The 20213-nt window shown below is 70.3% G+C and carries 9 protein-coding genes; 5 read left to right on the top strand and 4 right to left on the bottom strand.

Annotation, left to right across the window (positions count from 1 at the left end):
• Positions 1-46 precede the first annotated feature (46 nt).
• The 4 genes from A5767_RS05425 (at position 47) to A5767_RS05410 (ending at position 16268) form a co-directional block, all read left to right on the top strand.
• Positions 47-12274 carry a non-ribosomal peptide synthetase gene (locus tag A5767_RS05425; protein ID WP_064851850.1) on the top strand — a complete coding sequence of 4076 codons (12228 nt, stop codon included), beginning with the start codon at positions 47-49 and terminating at the stop codon, positions 12272-12274.
• Positions 12271-13314, top strand: a complete 1044-nt coding sequence (locus A5767_RS05420) for an ABC transporter substrate-binding protein (protein ID WP_006553897.1) — start codon at positions 12271-12273, stop codon at positions 13312-13314. The genes A5767_RS05425 and A5767_RS05420 overlap by 4 nt, the downstream gene beginning before the upstream one ends.
• A gap of 10 nt (positions 13315-13324) precedes the next feature.
• A complete protein-coding gene (gene entS / locus A5767_RS05415; RefSeq protein WP_064851849.1) occupies positions 13325-14578 on the top strand; it encodes an enterobactin transporter EntS in 1254 nt (417 codons plus the stop codon).
• A gap of 325 nt (positions 14579-14903) precedes the next feature.
• Positions 14904-16268, top strand: a complete 1365-nt coding sequence (locus tag A5767_RS05410) for a PhoH family protein (RefSeq protein ID WP_024103276.1) — start codon at positions 14904-14906, stop codon at positions 16266-16268.
• 54 nt (positions 16269-16322) lie between these two features.
• Here A5767_RS05410 and A5767_RS05405 read toward each other — a convergent pair whose 3' ends face one another.
• The gene (locus A5767_RS05405; protein WP_024103277.1) at positions 16323-16751 is read right to left on the bottom strand and encodes a carboxymuconolactone decarboxylase family protein; all 429 of its coding nucleotides are present in this window, start codon (positions 16749-16751) and stop codon (positions 16323-16325) included.
• A 91-nt stretch (positions 16752-16842) separates the two neighbouring features.
• Positions 16843-17265 (bottom strand): limonene-1,2-epoxide hydrolase family protein, encoded by a 423-nt coding sequence (locus A5767_RS05400; RefSeq protein ID WP_064851848.1) that lies wholly within the window; start codon positions 17263-17265, stop codon positions 16843-16845.
• A 160-nt stretch (positions 17266-17425) separates the two neighbouring features.
• Here A5767_RS05400 and A5767_RS05395 point away from each other — a divergent pair, with 160 nt between their 5' ends.
• Positions 17426-18016 carry an LGFP repeat-containing protein gene (locus tag A5767_RS05395; protein ID WP_024103279.1) on the top strand — a complete coding sequence of 197 codons (591 nt, stop codon included), beginning with the start codon at positions 17426-17428 and terminating at the stop codon, positions 18014-18016.
• A gap of 124 nt (positions 18017-18140) precedes the next feature.
• On the opposite strand, the gene A5767_RS05390 is transcribed toward A5767_RS05395, so the two are convergent.
• Positions 18141-19556, bottom strand: a complete 1416-nt coding sequence (locus A5767_RS05390) for a class II fumarate hydratase (protein ID WP_064851852.1) — start codon at positions 19554-19556, stop codon at positions 18141-18143.
• A 119-nt stretch (positions 19557-19675) separates the two neighbouring features.
• Positions 19676-20213 (bottom strand): fructose-bisphosphatase class II family protein (locus A5767_RS05385; protein ID WP_156665128.1); only part of this gene is annotated, 538 nt, incomplete at its 5' end.

The following is a 20213-nucleotide window of genomic DNA, read 5'->3' as shown; positions in this document are numbered from 1 at the left end:
TATGCGCCCGCGGTTCGTCGCGGCATCCGTGGGAGAGAGAAATTCGATGCAGTCGGTGTATCCCGTCACGCGCGCGCAGCGGACCATCTATTTCGGTCATCAGCTCGACGCCACCGGGCACCTCTACAACACCGGCATGTACACCGAGACCATCGGTGACGACATCGACATCGACCGGATGATCACGGCGATCCACTCGGTCCTCGACGCCGCCGAGACCCTGCACGTCAACTTCGACGTCGACGCCGACGGCAATGTCGTCCAGATCCGGCGCGCGACCCGCGAGTGGGACCTGCCGGTCATCGACTTCCGCGGCGAGGACGACCCGGCCGCGGCGTCCGACCGCTGGATGCGCGCCACGATGAACGAACCGCAAGATCTAGCCCGCGACCTGCTGTTCCGATTCGCCATCCACCGCCTCTCCGACAACACGATGCGGCTGTACCAGCAGTACCACCACATCGTGAATGACGGCTACGGCATCGGTCTCGCGACCACCGCGATGACCAGGGCGTACGTCGAGGGCAAGGGTCCCGACCGCGCCACGGAGTGGACCCTGGAACGGTACGTGCGCGTCGACGAGGAGTACGTCGCGAGCGAACAACGCGAACTCGACCGCCGCTACTGGCTCGACGAACTCGCCGACCTCCCGCAGGTGACGCGCCTGCTCGGCTCTGGTCGCCTGTCGAGCCCCGGAGAACTCGTCGCCTGGTCGCACATCGACGCCGACGGACGCGGCCGGCTCGAGCGGTACGCCAGGGCCCACGGCACCCGGCCCGCCACCGTGCTCATCGCGCTCCTCGGCGCCTATCTGGCTCGGGCCACCCGTCGCCGTGACGTGGTGATCAGCCTGCCCACGACCGCGCGCGGCACCCGCGAACTGCGCACCGTGCCCGCGATGGTCGCCAGCGTCCTGCCCCTGCGCTTCGACGTTCCCGACGACGCGCGCCTGGCCGACGTCGCCGAGGTGATCGACGGCAAACTGCTCGGCCTGCTCAAACACGGCCGGTACCGCGGTGAGGATCTCGGTCGCGAACTCGCCGAGATCGACCCGGACTGGCGGCCCCCGACCGTCGGCGTGAACATCATGCCCGCAGCTGCCTCGCGGTACTCGGTCGGGCGGGAATCGCAGGCGCACATGCTGTCCTCCGGGCCGGTCGGCGAACTGGAATTCATCCTCGTGCTCGAGAAGGCCGGGCACCCGATCGAGATCGGACTGCGCGGTCATGCCGACGACGCACCGCTCGCGCAGCGCTGCGCCGCCGATCTCGACGACTTCCTCGCCGCGATCCTCGACGACCTCGACGCGCCGCTCGGCACCTTCGACGTCGCCCCGGCGCCGGCCCTCGGCGACAGCTCCGAGGCCGACCACGAGGACACCGCCGCCGGACCGCTCGCGCTGCTGCCGGCCACCGCGCGACGCCGCGACGCCGGACTCTCCGTGGACGCCGACCTGCGCGAATACCGCGTCCCGGCTCCGGAGGATCTCACCGACGACGCCGTGCTCGCCGCGGTCGCCGCCGTGGTCGAGCACCACCCGGCGCTGCGGACGACCCTCACCGCACCGGCCCCGGTGCTGTGGCTGCTGTCGGTGAACGACACCGCCGCCGTCGACGCCCGGACCCTCGTCGCGAACGCCGCCCTGCCGGTGGGAACCGCGACCGCCGACCTGCCCCTGCGCCCCGACGCCACCGCCGGCCGGGTCCTGACCGCGGTGCGGCTCACCGCTGCGGACGAGAGCGCCGGGGAACTGGTCTTCCTCGCCCCCGCCGGGCTCGTCGACGAGACGTCCTGGTCGATCGTCACCGCCGACCTGCACCGTGCCCTGCGCGCCGCCCGGCGCGGCACGCAGATCGTGCTGCCGCCCGTGCCCACCTCGCCCGCGACCCACGCCCGCGTCTTCACCGAGCAGGCCGCCTCCCCGCAGCGACTCGCCGAGCTTCCCGACTGGATGACCACCGTCGCACCCGGTGCCGAGTTCGCCGCAGCGGTGGCCACCGGCCGCACACGGACGCCTGTGACCCTCACCCTGACCGACGACGAATTCTCCATGGCGACCACCGCAGTGGCCGGTCTCGTCTCGGGCGTCTCGACCGATGTGTGGACCGCGGTGACCGCAGCCGCGGTCGCGAACACCCGCGAGAGCGGCGACGGTGAACTGCTCGTCGACATCGTCCGCGACGGCCGCATCGCACTGGCCCCCGACGCCGACCTCACCCGCACCGTCGGCGCGCTCGACTGGACGACGCCGGTGCGGCTGGCGCTCGCCACCGATCCGCTCGACGCCCTGCGCACCGCGAAGGAACGCCTGCGCGCAGCCCCCGACCGGGGCATCGGCTGGCCGATGCTGCGTTACGCCAACGTCCAGGCCGGACCGGCCCTCGCGCCGCTCGGACAGCCGCAGGTGCTCGTGCGGAGCGGCGGAGACCGCATCGGCAACTACCTGCTCGATATCCACGTCGAACGGGGAACCGGCGGCGCCACGGTGCATCTCACCGCCGACGAGGCGCTCGACCCCGATCTCGTGGCCCGGCTCGCCGAGGCATGGCGCGCGGCATTCGACGATCTCCTCGGCCGCGCCGACGCAGCTTCGGGACGGACCTGTCTCACTCCGTCCGATCTCGGGCACGTCACGCTCACGCAGACCGAGATCGACCGCGTCGCACGGATCGCGCCCGTGCGGATCGAGGACATCTGGCCGCTGTCGCCGCTGCAGCGCGGCCTGTACTTCCAGTCGGTCTTCGACTCGTCGAAGGACATCTACACCGCCCAGTTCTCGCTCGACTTCGGCCACCGCCTCGACGTCGAGCGCCTGCGCCGCGCCGCCGCACGTCTGCTTGCCGAGAACCCCACCGTGCGTGCCGGTTTCACCGACGACGGTCTGGCCGATCCGGTGCAGTTCATCGGCGCGGCGGATCTCGAGGTGCCGTTCACCGAGGTCGACCTCACCGACCTCGACCCCGCCGAGCAGCAGGCCCGCGCCGAGAAACTCATCGAGGAGGATCGGCTGCAGCCGTTCGACCTCGCGTCCCCGCCGCTGTGGCGCATGCTGCTGCTGCGCCTCGACGGCATCGACCGTCTCGTCGTCAACCGCGAATTCATCCTGTGGGACGGCTGGTCCGGTGCGCTGTTCGTCGACGAACTGCTCGCCCGCTACGCCGGTGACGAAATCGCGGCGCCCGAAGCGGGTTTCACCGACTACCTGCAGTGGCTCGCCGCCCGCGACCGCGCCGCCGCCGAGCAGGCCTGGCGCGACGAGTTCGCCGGTTTCGACAAGCCCACGCTGCTCGCCGGATCCACCCGCGACCGCGCCGCCATCGTGCCGCTGCGCATCGAGTCGTACATCGACGAGACGCTCACCGCGACACTGCGCGATCGGGCCCGCAGCACGGGCGTCACCCTCAACGCGTTGATGAACGCCGTCGTCGGCCTGCTGCTCGCCGCCGAATCCGGCAGCACCGACGTCGTGTTCGGCTCCACCGTCGCCGGGCGGCCCACCGAGATCGTCGGACTCGACCGCGTGGTCGGCATGTTCCTCAACACCGTCCCGGTGCGGGTGCGCCTGTCCGGCGCCGAGACCGTCGCGGACCTGCTGCGCCGCATGCAGGACGAGTACGCCGACCGCATGGAGTTCGAGTATCTCGGACTCGGCGACATCCTCCGCGCCGTCGGTCATTCCGAACTGTTCGACACCCTGTTCGTACTGCAGAACTTCAAGGACGCCGACGAGATGGCCCGGCAGTCCGCGCGGCACGACATCCTCGCCGAGGACAGCCTCGACCACACGCACTATCCCCTCGCGATCGTCGTGTCGCCGGGGCGGACCATGCACGTCAAGATCGACTACCGGCCCGACGTCGTCGACGGTGCGCGTGCCCGGGCCCTGCACGACCGCTTCGTGGCGCTGCTCGACTTCGTCGCCCGCGGAGTCGATCTGCCGGTCGCGTCCGTGCCCGCACTGACGGCCGCCGAACACACCGTCACCGACGCCCGGCTGCGCGCCGAGATCCCCGAGGTCGAGGACGTCACCGTCGCCGAGATGCTCATCGCCCGCGCCGCGACCGACGCCGACCGCATCGCCCTCGTCTCCGGTGAACAGAGCAGCACCTACGGCGAACTCGCCGGCCGCGTCGAAGCGCTCGCCCGCACCCTCATCGCCGGGGGAGCGGGACCCGAGACCATCGTGTGCCTCGGTCTGCCCCGCAGCATCGACACCGTCGTCGCGCTCTTCGCGATCCTGCGCACCGGTGCCGCCTACCTGCCGCTCGAACTCGACCAGCCCGACGAGCGTCTGCGCACCGTCATCGACGACGCGCTGCCGGCGCTGTTCCTCACCACGACCGCGGTGCAGAACCGTCTCGGCCTGCCCGCCGCCCGCAGCATCCGCCTGGACGAGCCCCTCGCCGCGAGTACTGCGCCGTTGACCGACGCCGAACTCGGTGCCTTCGCCCCGGGTCGCCCGGGCCGGCTCGAGCACCCCGCCTACGTCATCTACACCTCGGGGTCCACCGGCAAGCCGAAGGGCGTGGTCACCCCCTATCGGGGCCTGACCAACATGCAGCGCAACCACCAGGACGAGATCTTCGATCCGGTGGTCTCGTCGGTGGACGGACGTCGGATGCGGGTCGCGCACACCGTGTCGTTCGCTTTCGACATGTCGTGGGAGGAACTGCTCTGGCTCGTCGAGGGCCACGAGGTGCACGTCTGCGACGAGGACCTGCGTCGCGACGCCACCGCGCTCGCCGAGTACTGCAACACCCACGCCATCGACGTCGTCAACGTCACCCCCACCTACGCGACGCAGCTGATCGCGGACGGCATGCTCGACGAGGGTCCGGGGCAGCACCGCCCGCCGCTCGTTCTGCTCGGCGGTGAGGCCGTGTCGGATTCGGTGTGGACGCGCCTGCGTGAGACCGATGGCACCCTCGGGTACAACCTGTACGGCCCCACCGAGTACACCATCAACACCCTCGGTGGAGGCACCGACGACAGCGCGACCCCCACGGTCGGCGTCCCCATCCGCGCGACCCGCGCCTACATCCTCGACCCGTGGCTGCGACCCGTCGTCGACGGTGTCGTCGGCGAGTTGTACATCGCGGGTGTGGGTCTCGCGCGCGGCTATCTGAACCGTTTCGGGCTCACCTCCGACCGCTTCGTCGCCGATCCGTGGTCGGCCGGTGACCGCATGTACCGCACCGGCGACCTCATGCGCCGCCGCACCGACGGCAACCTCGACTATCTCGGCCGCGTCGACGACCAGGTCAAGATCCGCGGTTACCGCGTCGAACTGCACGAGATCGCGGCTGTGCTCGAGGAGCACCCCGAGGTCGGTACCGCGGCGGTGATCGCCGTCGACGACCCGCTCGTGCCCGGCACGAAACGACTTGCCGCCTACGCCGTTCCGGTCGGAGACGGCGATCCGCCCGACCTGTCGTCGCGGCTCGTCGCCCACCTGCGCGCCCAGTTGCCCGATTACATGGTCCCGGCCGGGGTACAGCTCATCGATTCCGTGCCGATGACCGTCAACGGCAAGCTCGACACCCGCGCCCTGCCCGAACCGCAGGCCGCCACGGGCCTCGGTGGACGCGCCCCGCGCACCGAGACCGAGAAGGTCCTGTGCGAGGTCTTCGCCGACGTCCTCGGGGTCGACGAGGTCGGCGCCGACGACGACTTCTTCGAACTCGGCGGGCATTCGATGATCGCCATGCGGATCGTCGGCCGCATCCGCTCCGAACTCGGTGTGGACGTCACCATCCGCGACCTGTTCGAGGCTCGCAGCGTCGAGGAACTCGCCCGCCGCATCCCCGGCGCCGCAGCGGCGCTCCCGCCGATCACCGCGCGGACGCGCCCCGACCGGGTGCCGCTGTCGGCCGCCCAGGAACGCCTGTGGCTGCTCCAGCAGTTGCAGGACGACAGCCTCGCCTACCACTACGCGCACGTCGCCCGCCTCGACGGCGCGGTGGACGCCGATGCCCTCGTCGCGGCGGTCGCCGACGTCGTGGAACGTCATGAGAGCCTGCGCACCGTCGTCGATTCCGAGGACGGCACGCCCTACCAGCGGATCCTGGACACGCCCGAGGCCGTGCGCGTCGAACTGCACGAGACAGAGTCCGAGGATGCCGTCCGGGCGCTGCTCACCGAGCGGCTCACCGCGTCGTTCGATCTGCACACCGACCCGCCGCTGCGCGTGGTGCTGGTGCGCGTCGCGCCCGACCGGCACGTCCTCGCAGTGGTGCTGCACCACATCGCGACCGACGAATGGTCGGATGCGCCGCTGCTCGGCGACCTCACCCGCGCCTACCAAGCCCGGTCGGCCGGCGCGACACCCGAATGGTCTCCGCTGCCCGTCCAGTACGCCGACTACACGCTGTGGCAGCGCGAACTGATCGAGGCCGGCCGGATCGACACCCAGATCGACTACTGGACCGACACTCTCGCGCAATTGCCCGACGAGATCGTCCTGCCCACCGACCGGCCCCGCCCCGCGCGGCCGACCGGAGCGGCGGGCAACACCACCGCGACGGTCCCCGCCGACATCGCCGCCCGCCTGCGCGCGGTCGCGGATGCCCGCGGCGGCACGATGTTCATGGCGCTGCACGCGGCCGTCGCGGCACTGCTCTCCCGGCTCGGCGCGGGCGACGACATCGTCGTCGGCACCCCCGTCTCGGGCCGTTCCGACACCGCACTCGACGAACTCGTCGGGTTCTTCGTCAACACCCTGGTGCTGCGCACCGATCTGTCCGGCGAGCCCACCTTCGCCGAACTCCTCGACCGGGTGCGCGAGACCGATCTCGCGGCGATGGCGCACCAGGAGGTGCCCTTCCAGCAGCTCGTCGAGCGACTCGCACCGCCGCGCGTCGAGGGACGGAACCCGCTGTTCCAGGTGATGATGAGCTACCTGCAGCGCCCCGCGCAGCTGCCCGACCTGCTCGGTGTGCCCACCCGCTGGGAACCGCTGAGCAACGTCCGCGCCAAGTTCGACCTCAACCTCACCTTCGTCGACGCCCCGGACACCGGCGAGGTCGCCGTATCGGTCGAGTACGCGACCGACCTGTTCGACGCCACCATGGCCGACACGCTTCTCGCCGCGCTGCTCACTCTGCTCGATCAGGTCGCGAGCGCACCCGCGGCCCGGATCGGCGACGTCGCGATCCTCGACGCCGACGAGGCCGCGGGACAACTCGCCGTCGGCACCGGCGAGCGCGTCGACTTCGCTCTCGCCCCGCTGAGCGAGGTGCTCGCCCGCAGCGCCGCCGAGCACGCCGAACGGCCGGCTCTCGTCGCGGCCGACCACACCCTCACCCATGCCGCCCTCGACGCCGCCTCGAACCGCCTCGCCCGCGAACTCGTCGCGCTCGGCGCCGGTCCGGGTGCGATCGTCGCGGTCGCGGTGCCCCGCTCCGTGGGGCAGGTCGTCGCGATCCACGCCGTCGTGAAGTCCGGTGCGGCCTACCAGCCGATCGACACCACGCTGCCCGAAACGCGCATCGAGTACCTGCTCGGCGATGCGCATCCGCGAGTCGTGCTGACGCGCAGCGACATCGAACTGCCCGGCGAGCATCCGCGACTCGACCTCGACGACACCGAGGTGCGTGCCCGCATAGACGCCCGCAGCCCGGAGTCGGTCACCGACACCGACCGGATCGCGCCGCTCACCCTCGACCACCCGCTCTACGTCATCTACACCTCGGGGTCGACGGGTCTGCCCAAGGGCGTCGCCGTGTCGCACCGCGCCGTGGCGAACCGGCTCGAATGGGTGCGCCGCGAACTGCCCGCCTCGCCCGACGACCGGGTGCTGCTGCGCACACCCGCGACCTTCGACGTGTCGGTGTGGGAGTTGTTCGCGCCGTTCGTCGACGGTGCGAGCGTCGTCGTCGGCGGACCCGACGCGCACCGCGATCCCGTCGAATCGGCGACCCTGCTGCGCGACGGGAACATCACCGTCGCCCACTTCGTGCCGTCGATGCTCGAGGAGACCCTCGCCGTGCCCGCCACCGCGGACGCCGCGAGCCTGCGCCGCATCGTGTGCAGCGGTGAAGCACTGTCGCCGCGCACCGTCGCACGCGCGGCGACGGTGCTCCCGCAGGTGAAGGTCCACAACCTGTACGGCCCGACCGAAGCCGCGGTGGAGGTGACCCTCGACGCCGACCCGGGTGCCCGGATCGGTTCGCCTACCCGCGGTTCCGTCATCGGGCGGCCGGGCGCGAACGTGTGCCTGTACGTGCTCGACCGGTATCTGCGCCCCGTGCCGGCCGGCACCCCCGGTGAGCTGTACATCGGGGGAGTACAGGTTGCGCAGGGCTACCTGCGGCGCCCGGCGCTCACCGCCCAGCGGTTCGTCGCCGACCCCTACGGCGATCCCGGCGACCGGCTCTACCGCACCGGCGACCTCGCACGCTGGGACGCCCACGGCGACCTCGAATATCTCGGCCGCGGCGACGACCAGATCAAGCTGCGCGGTCTGCGCATCGAACTCGGCGAACTCGAGGCGGCTCTCGATGCCGTCGACGGTGTCGCCCGTGCTGTGGCCGCGATCAAACCCCGTCCCGCAGGCGATTCGGTGCTCGTCGGATATATCGTTCCCGCAGCGGAAGTCGCGGTGGATCCGGTGGCGGTCCGTGACGCACTCGTCGGACGTGTGCCCGACTATCTGCTGCCCGCACGGGTTCTCGTGATCGACGCGGTCCCGACGACCTTCAACGGCAAACTCGATCGCGGTGCCCTTCCGGCACCGGAGTTCGACACCGGATCCGGACGGCAGCCGCGTACCGAACTCGAGGCGACGATCGCGACACTGTTCGCCGATGCGCTGGGACTCGACGAGGTCGGTATCGACGTTGACTTCTTCGCGCTCGGTGGGCATTCCCTCGCTGCGATCCGGCTCGTGAACGCGATCCGTTCGGAGCTCGGCGCGGATCTGGCCCTGCGCACGGTCTTCGACGCCCCGACGGTGGAGTCGCTCGCGCAGCGGTGCGCGGCCGCCGGGCAGGCGTCGCCGCGACCCGCGCTGGTGGCGGCCGACCCGCGACCTGCGATGGTGCCGCTGTCGTACGCGCAGCAACGCCTCTGGATTCTCGACCAGCTCGGGGCCCGCGGCGGCGTGTACAACGTGCCTGTCACGTGGCGGGTGCACGGGCGCGTCGACGTCCCGGCACTCGAAGCGGCCGTGCGCGACGTCGTCCTGCGCCACGAGGCGCTGCGCACGGTCTTCCCGAGCGCGGACGGACAGGCCTACCAGCAGGTGCTCGCGCCGGACGAGGTCCGCGTGGTCGTCGACCACCGCTCGGTCGCCGCGGCCGATGTCCACGATGCTCTGGCCGAGGCGATCGATCACCGCTTCGATCTGTCGGCTGAGCTCCCGGTGCGGCTGTCGGTCCTCGACGCCGGGGACGGCACCGTGGTGGCGCTGGTGATTCACCACATCGCCGTCGACGAGTGGTCGACCAAGGCGCTGCTCACCGATCTGGCGACCGCCTACGCGCTGCGGCAGGTGGGGCGGGCACCGGAGTGGACGCAGCCCGCCGTGCAGTACGCCGACTTCACACTGTGGCAGCGCGACCTGCTCGGCGACCCGGCGGATGCGGAGTCGCTCGCCGCGCGTCAGCGCGCCTACTGGCGCGACGCCCTCGCCGGCCTGCCCGAGGAAACGCCGCTGCCGACCGACCGGACCCGTCCGGCCCGCACCTCCTATCGCGGTGGCGCGGTGCCATTCGCGCTCGACGCGGAGGTCGTGCGCGCACTGCGGGAACTCGCACGCGCACACGACGTCTCGATGTTCATGGTCGTGCAGGCCGCCGTCGCGGTGCTGCTCGCCGCCTACGGCGGCGGCGAGGACATCCCCCTCGGCACCCCGGTCTCCGGACGCGGCGACGCGCAACTCGAGGATCTCGTCGGTTTCTTCCTCAACACCCTCGTGCTGCGCACCGACCTGTCCGGCGACCCCACCGTCGCCGAACTGCTCGACCGGATCCGCCGCACCGACCTCCAGGCGTTCGACCACCAGGACCTGCCCTTCGAGCAGGTCGTCGACGCGGTGCTCGGCTCCGACCGATCCGTCTCGCGCGCCCTGCACCCGCTGTTCCAGGTGATGATCGTCTATCTCGTCGAACCCGATCCGCGCAGTGCGGGTGGGCTCACGGCGGGTGTCACCCCCGAACCGCACCCGATGGAGACCTCGAAGTTCGACCTGTCGTTCGACCTCGTCGAGTATGTGGGCACCGACACCCTCGTCGGCGTCGTCGAGTACAGCTCCGACCTGTACGACCGCGGCACCGTCGAACGTCTCGTCGCCGGACTCGACCGGGTGCTGCGCACGCTGGCCGGGGGAGAGGCGCACCGGCGCCTGTCCGCCATCGACGTCCTGCCGGCCGACGAACGCGCCCGGCTCGAACAGTGGCGGGCCACACCGGCACCGGTCGCCGAAGCCGTCACCGTCGCGGACCTGTTCGACGACGCGGTCGCCCGTCACCCGCACGAGACCGCGCTCGTGGCAGTCGATCTCGAATGGAGTTTCGCCGACCTCGCGTCCCTGGTCCGCCGGTGGGCGCGACTGCTCGTCGACCACGGTGTCGCTCCCGAGACCCGCGTGGCGCTCGTGCTGCCCCGCACGGCCGACACGATCGCGGCGATGCTCGCGGTGCTCGTCTCCGGCGGTGCCTACGTCGCGCTCGAACCGCGCACTCCCACCGAGCGTCTCGCGACGATCCTCGGCACCGCGGAGCCGGCCGTCGTGCTCACCACCCGAGAACTCGCGTCGTCGCTGCCCGCGGTGGACGCGCCGGTGCTCGCGCTCGACGACGAGACGCTCGCGGCGCGGGTCGCCGGCTACGACGACGCCCCGCTGACCGACGCCGACCGGCTCGCACCGCTGCGCGCCGACCACCCGGCCTACGTCGTGTACACCTCCGGCTCCACCGGCACACCCAAGGCGGTCCTCGCCCTGCACCGCGGCCTGACCGCGCTGTTCCACAGCCACCGCGCCGACCTCTACGCGCCGACGCAGGCACGGACCGGACGCGACCGGCTCCGGGTCGGCCACGCGTGGTCGTTCGCCTTCGACGCGTCCTGGCAACCGCAGCTGTGGCTCTTCGACGGGCACGCGGTGCACGTCGTCGACGAGAAGGTCCAGCGCGATCCGGCCGAGATGGTCCGCGTCGCCCACGAATCCCGCTGGGACTTCGTCGAGGTCACCCCGTCGCACCTCGCGCAGCTGCTCGATCACGGACTCGCGGACGACGGACGGTGCCCGGCCTCGCTCGGCTTCGGCGGCGAGGCGGTCTCCCAACCGATGTGGGACCGGTTGCGCGGGCTGGACGGCGTGAGCGCCTACAACCTCTACGGGCCGAGCGAGAGCACCGTCGACGCGCTCGTCGCACGGGCTTCGGACGCCGAGGCGCCCGTTGCGGGCCGACCGGTCGCCGGCACCCGGGCCTACATCGTCGACCGGTGGATGCGTCCCGCGCCGATCGGTGTGGAGGGCGAGCTCTACCTCGCCGGTCGTGGACTGGCCCGCGGCTATCTCGCCGACCCGGGTCGCACCGCCGACCGTTTCGTCGCGGACACGATCGATCCGGAATTCCCCGGAGACCGCATGTACCGCACGGGTGACCGGGCCCTGTGGACGCCCGACGGACACATCCGCTACCGCGGACGCGGCGACGACCAGGTCAAGATCCGCGGATACCGGATCGAACCGGCCGAGATCGAGACCGTGCTCTCGTCGCGACCGGACGTCGCGACCGCAGTGGTGCTCGCCCGCACCGATCTCGGTGCGACGGCACGTCTCGTCGCCTACGTCGTCCCGGCCGCCGGGTACACCCTCGACGCCGAGACGCTGCGACGCGCGGTCGCGCGGGTGCTGCCCGACTACATGGTGCCGTCGGCGACGGTCGTGCTCGACGCCCTGCCCACGCTCGCCAACGGCAAGATCGACCGCGCAGCGCTGCCGCGACCGGAACTCGCCCCGCGAACGCACCGGGCACCGTCCACACCGGCCGAAGAGCTGCTGTGCGCCCTCGCCTCCGAGGTCACCGGCGTCGAGCAGGTCGAGGTCGCCGACGATCTGCTCGAACTCGGATGCGACAGCATCTCGGTGATGCGGATCCTCGGCGGACTGCGGGCGGCCGGATACGTGATCGACGCCGAGTCGATCTTCACCGCCGGGTCGATCGGCGAACTCGCCGCGACCCTCCACGAGGACGAGATCCGCGGCGCCGGGAACGGACACCCGGACGACGGACCTACGAAGAGTTCTACAGCAGAGGAGAATCGATGAGGATCCACAAGCGACTGCGCCGGATCGGCGTCGCCCTCGCCGCCACCGCCATGCTGGTCGGTGTCACGGCGTGCGGCTCGGACACCGACAGCGGCAGCTCGTCCGGCAGCGCGACGGCGGCGAACGGCGAGTTCCCGGTCACCGTCTCCGGCAAGTTCGGCGACACGACCGTCGAGTCGGCCCCGACCCGCGCCCTGCCGCTGTCGCCGCAGGACGCCGACATCCTGCTGTCGTTGGGCGTCACCCCGCTCGCGCTCCCCGTCGATGCCCAGAACCTCGCGGCGACCGGCGGCACCGGCGTGTGGCCGTGGGAGGCCGAAGCACTCGGCGCCGACGTCCCGCCGCTGCTGAACATGGACGGCGGTGCCACGGTGATCGCCGAGCAGATCGCCGCGCTGCAGCCCGACATCATCGTCTCCACCGGCTTCTGGGGACTCGAACAGAACACCTACGACCAGCTCGCCGAACAGTTCCCCGTCGTCCACTTCGACTACCGCGCCAACGGTGAGCCGTGGCAGGACTCCACCCGCAAGATCGCCTCGGCCCTCGGCATCCCCGAGAAGGCCGAGGAGGTCATCGAGCAGGCCGAGGTCGATCTCGACGCCGCCAAGGAGCAGTACCCCGCACTCGAGGGCGCGACCTACAACGCGATCATCGGCGACACCGGTGGCCAGCTGTCGGTGCTCGCCGCCGACGACCGCGGCATCGGGCAGTTCCTGAACTCGCTCGGCCTCGAGCTCAGCGAGTACGCGAACACACTGCAGGTCGATGCGGACGGACGCGGAGTGCTGTCCTACGAGGAGATCTCGCAACTCGACGCCGACCTGCTCGTGGTCGTCTCGCCCACCGGCGATCTCGGATACCTGACCAAGTTCGAGGCGTGGAACCGTCTTCCGGCCGTCGAGCGCGGCGCGGTCGTCTCGCTCGCCCGCAACACCGGCATGCCGAACGCCGTGGGCTTCCCGTCGGCGTTGTCGCTGAAGTGGGCCACCGACGAGATCGCTCCGATGCTCGCCGACGCCGCCGCGAAGTCCGAGTGACGGCCCGGCAATGAGCAACGGCGCCCTCTTCGATCTGCGGCCGCTGCGCGAGAGCGCGGCCTTCCGCCGGATTTTCATCGCTCGCACCATCTCGATCTTCGGTATCGGGATGCTCATGGTCGGCGTACCGATCCAGGTCTACGCTCTGACCGGATCGTCGCCGATGGTGGGTCTGGTCTCCGCGCTCGAAGGGGGCGCTGCGATCGGCGGCATGCTGCTCGGCGGCATGCTCGCCGACCGCTACAACCGCACGTTCCTGATCCTGTTCGCCCGCACCGTCTCCGGTCTCACCTTCGTCGGACTGGCCGTCAACGCCGGTCTGTCGTCGCCCTCGGTGCCGGCGATCATCGCCCTGACGGTCGTCAACGGCCTGATCGGGTCGATCAGCATCGCGGCTCTGCTGGCAGTCGTGCCCACGCTCGTCCCCAAGGACCAGCTCGTCGCCGTCGGTGCGCTCAACGTGCTCAGCGCCCGCGCGGGAGCCGTCCTGTCCCCGGCGCTCGGCGGTCTCGTGATCGCGACGTTCTCGGTGGCGTGGAACTACTGGGTGGCCGCGATCGGCACCGCCGTGACCGTCACCCTGCTCTCGGGCCTGCCGGCGCTGAACCCACCGACGGCGGACGCCGGGCACGACGCCGACGCACCCGCGGAGACGGTGACCGGCTTCCTGCGCCGCGAACGCGTCGTCGGCGGGGTGATGATCGCCGGTGTCGTCGCGATGCTCGGCGGCGGTGTGCTCGTGCTCGTGCCGGCCTTCGCCGACGCGCGTTTCGAGGGCAATGCGGTCGCCATCGGCGTCATGTACGCGGCGATCGCGCTCGGCGCCGCCGCGGCCACGGTCACCAGTGGATGGCTCGGCCGTTCGGTGCGGCCCGGCTGCGTGCTGCTCACCGCCCTGGTCCTCGGATTCGTCGTCCAGGCACTGGTGGGCTTCACGTCCGTCCTGGCGCTCACCGTCGTGCTGCTCGTGATCGTCGGTGTGTTCGGGGCCGTGCAGGAGGTGCTGCGCTACTCGCTGATCCAGACGCACACGCCGCACACGCTGCTGGGCCGGGTGAACGGCCTGTGGTCCGCCCAGGAGGTCGCGGGCATGTCGGTCGGTGCGCTCGTCGCGGGTCTGTTCGGCGGCATCTTCGACGCCCCGGACGCGGTCGTCTGGTACAGCGCCGCGATGGCCGTCCTCGCGCTGCTCGTGACCCTGGTACTGCGAAGACTGCGCGGTGCGACGGTGGAACCGAGCGCGCATCCGGTGACGGTCGAGTGACCGTACGCCGCGCGATCCACGGGTTCGCGTTCCTGACGCAGCGGAGCCGACCGTGTTTGCTGGGGTTCAGGGGTACTTATGAGGTGTCGTTAACGCGATCTTCACCGACACGCTTCCTCCGCCATCGAGCGAATCGCCCGTATCGGGGTTAGCGTCGGGGGTGTAGGCGGCGCAGGTGCCGTCTACGCGGGAGGTCCCTGATCGTGTGGCTGACACAGTCCGAGCGAGGGGGCCGGCACCGGGCCTCCGTGGTCGTGACGACACCGGGGACCCACCGGCCCACCGAATACGTCCGGGCGGTGCCGTCCGGGCCGAGGAGCCCCACGTGAACGCAACACGCTCCGTCCCCACCCGCTCCGGCCACGCCTCCGGTACCGCCGCTGCGAAAGAATCCGCTGTACGCACCTACGTGCTGGACACTTCAGTGTTGCTCTCCGACCCTTGGGCGGTCACCAGGTTCGCCGAGCACGAAGTCGTCCTTCCGCTGGTCGTGATCGGCGAACTCGAAGGGAAACGGCACCACCACGAACTCGGCTGGTTCGCTCGCGAATCGCTGCGCCTGCTCGACGACCTGCGGCAGCGGCACGGACGCCTCGACCAGCCCATCCCTATCGGGGACGAGGGTGGCACCCTCCACGTGGAGCTCAATCACACCGACCCCATGGTCCTGCCCGCGGGATTCCGCACCGACACCAACGACTCCCGCATCCTCGCGTGCGCCCTGAACCTGGCCACCGAGGGACGCGACGTGGTGCTCGTCAGCAAGGACATCCCGTTGCGCGTCAAGGCCGGTGCCGTCGGCCTCGACGCCGACGAGTACCACGCCCAGGACGTGGTGATCTCGGGATGGACGGGCATGACCGAACTCGAGGTCGACCGGACCCTCATCGACGAGATGTTCACCGAGGGCATCGTCGACATCGACGATGCGCGGGATCTGCCGTGCCACACGGGGATCAGGCTTCTCGGTGGCTCCTCCAGCGCGCTCGGCCGGGTCACCGCCGACAAGCGGGTGCAGCTCGTCCGCGGCGACCGGGAGGCGTTCGGACTGCACGGGCGCTCCGCCGAACAGCGCGTCGCCCTCGACCTGCTGCTCGACGAATCCGTCGGCATCGTCTCCCTCGGCGGCAAGGCCGGAACCGGAAAGTCCGCGCTGGCACTGACGGCGGGACTCGAGGCCGTCCTGGAAAGACGAACCCACCGCAAGGTGGTGGTCTTCCGGCCGCTCTACGCGGTGGGTGGGCAGGAACTCGGCTACCTGCCGGGTACCGAGGCCGAGAAGATGAATCCGTGGGGGCAGGCGGTCTTCGACACCCTCGAAGGACTCGCCAGCCCGGCGGTGCTCGAGGAGGTGCTCAGCCGCGGAATGCTGGAAGTGCTGCCGCTCACGCACATTCGCGGCCGGTCGCTGCACGATTCGTTCGTCGTCGTCGACGAGGCGCAGTCGCTCGAACGCAACGTGCTGCTCACCGTCCTGTCGCGGCTCGGTGCGGGATCGCGCGTCGTGCTCACCCACGACGTCGCCCAGCGCGACAACCTGCGTGTCGGCCGGCACGACGGTGTCGCGGCGGTCATCGAGAAGCTCAAGGGACATCCGCTGTTCGCGCACGTCACGCTCACCCGCAGTGAACGGTCGCCGATCGCAGCGCTGGTGACGGAGATGCTCGAGGAGTTCGCTCCGGGCGCCTGACACCCGAGCATGATCGAACGGCGCGTCCGGCATCCGCCGGGCGCGCCGTCGTCGTCAGACCTCGTCGGAGGCATCGGTGCCCTCGGAGAGGGGGCCGAGTTCGGCCTCGAGCACTTCCTGGACCACGCGCATCGCAGCGAGTCCGGCGGGGGCGCCGCAGTACGCCGAGCAGTGGATGACGGATTCGACGATCTCCGTGCGGCCGAGCCCGTTTCGCAGGGCACCGCGGACGTGTCCGCGCAGCTCGTTCTCGGCGCGCAGCGCGATGAGCATGCCAAGGTTGAGCAGGCTGCGGCTGCGCCGGTCCAGGCCGGGACGCGACCACACGGCGCCCCAGGCGTGCTCGGTCACGAACTCCTGCATCGCCTCGGAGTCGGTGCCGCGGGAACGTTCGAACGCCCGCTCGACGAAGTCGTCACCCATCACTTCGCGCCGGATCTCCAGACCCGTCGTGAATCCCGGAGTGTGCTCGGCGTCGGACATGTCATCGCTCCCTGCTGATCCGTCGCCGAACGGTTCGGCGACGAACGGATTCTATGCGGGCAGCCCTGGGGGAGCGGTGGGGTGAGGATCGTCAGGAGCGACGCAGGACGGCACGCAGGACGCCCACGACGGTTCCGCGAAGGAAGGTGAGGACGTCGAAGTGGTCGTCCCACACGGCGATCCGTCCGTCGCGCAACTCGAAGGTGCCGCACACCCAGAACTCGATGCTCACCGGCCCGAAGCGCAGGATGTCGGTGCGTTCGGTGAGCACGATGTCGCCGTCGGCCGCGATGTGGTGGACGACGACGCCGAAGCCCACCGAAGGTCGCGCGAGACCGGCGAGGATCTTCCGGACCCGGGAACCGCCGCGGATGGTGGGGAGCCAGGTGTTGTGCCACGCGAGGTCGTCGGTGATCAGCGAGGCGGCGCGGTCGATGTCCTCCGCGGCCGTTGCCTCCAGGAAGTCGGTCACCGTGGCGACGGCGTCCTGCGCGGTGGCGGTCTGTGTGCTCATCGTTCTCCTCGGCGTCGGCTGCGTCGCATGGTAACGGCAGGATGCCGGGGGTGGGGCGGATTGGTGCACGGCACGGAATCACCGGAAACCGGGTTGTGTCGCCGAGGAGTCGGGCACCCTGAAATCAGGTACCCGTCCTCTCAGTGACAGGAGCGAACCGATGAATCGAATTCCCCGACGCAGAGCAGCGTTGGTGGCGGCCGCAGCGGCGATCGGACTGGTGGTCGCCGGTTGCAGCGACGACCAATCCGCGGAGGACACGGTGGGCAGCGCGACCAGCGCGGTCCAGTCCGCCGCGGAGAGCGTGGCATCCGGGGCGGAGAGCGCCGTCGAATCGATCACGCAGGGCGACGATTCGCCCGAGGCCGACGAGCCCGCGGCGGATCGGTCCAGTGCGGTGCCGGGACCGGACGGCGAGCAGGTCGAACTCAGCGGGCCGATCCTGCAGAAGTACGACGAGGTCGGCGGTGCGTCCAGCCCGCTCGGCGCCGCGACCGGCCAGCAGGAGGAAGTCGGCGACGGTTACGTCGCGGAGTTCGAGGGCGGCATCATCGCGTGGAGCCCCGACACCGATTCCCACATCGTGTGGGGTGAGATCCGCACGGCCTGGGAGGCCGCGGGTGGTGCCGGTGGCGACCTGGGCTTCCCGATCACCGACGAGGAACAGACCCCCGACGGTGCGCGAAGCAACTTCCAGTTCGGTTACATCACGTGGGCGCCCGGCGCCGGGACCGAGGTGGTCCAGGAATGAGGTGACTCCCCGACTCGCTGAGCCCTCGCTATCCGCTCACGTTTTCGCCATCCGCTACAGCAATTGCTGTAGCGGATGGCGAAATTCGTAGCGGATGCAGACAGGTCGATCGGAACCCTGCGGGTCAGGACTTCTCGTCCACCCGCGTCATCGCCAGGACGTCGAGGCGGCGGTCCAGTTCCTCCTCGCTCAGGCGGTCGCCGACGAGGCCGCGGTCCACGACGGTCTGACGGATCGTCTTCTTCTCCTTCAGCGCCTCCTTGGCGACGGCGGCCGCCTCCTCGTATCCGATCGCGGAGTTGAGGGGAGTGACGATCGACGGCGACGACTCCGCCAGTGTGCGCAGATGTTCGACGTTCGCGACCAGCCCGGCGATGCAGCGATCGGCGAACAGTCGGGAGACGTTGGCGAGCAAACGAATCGACTCGAGGACGTTGCGGGCCATCACCGGGATGTAGACGTTGAGTTCGAACGCCCCGGCCGCGCCGCTCCACGCCACAGTGGTGTCGTTGCCCACCACCTGTGCGGCGACCTGCGTAACCGCTTCGGGAAGAACGGGATTGACCTTGCCCGGCATGATCGAACTACCGGGCTGCAGATCGGGGAGCTGGATCTCGGCCAGACCCGTGAGCGGACCGGACCCCATCCAGCGGATGTCGTTGGCGATCTTCGTCAGCGACACGGCGACGGTGCGCAGCGCCCCGGACACCTCGACCAGAGCGTCACGCGCGGCCTGAGCCTCGAAACTGTTGCGGGCCCCCTGCAACTCGTCGAGCCCCGTGGTCTCGACGAGCACGGCCACGACACGCGCCCCGAAATCCGCCGGTGCGTTGAGGCCCGTGCCCACCGCGGTACCGCCGATCGGCAGTTCGCCGAGGCGGGGGAGGGTCGCGCGGAGACGTTCGATCCCGGCCTCGATCTGGCGGGCGTAACCACCGAACTCCTGGCCCAGGGTCACCGGGACCGCATCCATCAGGTGCGTACGACCCGACTTGACGACCGTGCGCCACTCCTTCGCCTTCTCGGCGAGGGCACCGTGCAGGTGCTCGAGGGCGGGGATCAGATCCTTCACCGTCGCCTCGGTCGCGGCGACATGCGTCGCGGTGGGGAAAGTGTCGTTCGACGACTGCGACATGTTGACGTCGTCGTTGGGGTGGACCGTGACGCCGGCCTTCGCGGCGAGCGACGCGATGACCTCGTTGGTGTTCATGTTCGAGCTCGTGCCCGAACCGGTCTGGAAGACGTCGATCGGGAACTGGTCGTCGTACTCACCCGCGGCGATGGCATCGGCGGCCGCGACGATCGCGTCGGCCTTGTCGGGGTCGAGCAGACCCAGGTCCTTGTTCACCCGGGCGCAGGCGCTCTTGAGCAGACCCAGCGCGCGGATCTGTGCGCGTTCGAGTCCACGGCCCGAGATCGGGAAGTTCTCCACGGCGCGCTGCGTCTGGGCGCGCCACAAGGCGTCGACCGGAACCTGGACCTCGCCCATCGTGTCGCGTTCGATACGGAACTGCTGAGAAGACTGTTCGGTGTCGGTCATGTCCTCCACGTTATGCCGCCGGAACGAACGAGGAGGGGCACTGCACCAGAACTCGGTGCAGTGCCCCTCCTCGGAAGGATCGGTGATGATCAGGGCAGTGATGATCAGGGCAGTGATGATCAGGGCATGGGCGGCGGGGAGCCGGCGACACCGTGGAAGTCGATGGACGAGAACTCGCTGAGCTTCTGCAGGCGGTGGTACGCCTCGATCATGCGGACCGTGCCCGACTTGCTGCGCATCACGATCGACTGCGTCTCCGCGCCCCCGGCGGAGTAGCGGACGCCGCGGAGCAGCTCACCGTCGGTGACGCCGGTCGCGCAGAAGAAGATGTTCTCGCCGGTGACGAGATCGGTGGTGGTGAGGACACGGTCGAGATCGTGTCCGGCGTCGATCGCCTTCTGGCGCTCGGCGTCGTCCTTCGGTGCCAGGCGACCCTGCAGCGCACCACCCATGCAGCGCATCGCGGCCGCGGCGATGATGCCCTCGGGGGTACCGCCGATGCCGAGCAGCATGTCGACACCCGAACCCGGACGTGCAGCGGCAATCGCGCCGGCGACGTCGCCGTCGGAGATCAAACGGATGCGGGCACCCGCCTCGCGCACCTCCCTGATGATCTGCGCGTGGCGCGGACGGTCGAGGATCGTCACGGTCAGGTCG

It is taken from the genome of Rhodococcus sp. 852002-51564_SCH6189132-a, from assembly GCF_001665495.1.
Classification (GTDB): domain Bacteria; phylum Actinomycetota; class Actinomycetes; order Mycobacteriales; family Mycobacteriaceae; genus Rhodococcus; species Rhodococcus pyridinivorans.
This window is presented reverse-complemented; position numbering and strand designations above follow the sequence as displayed.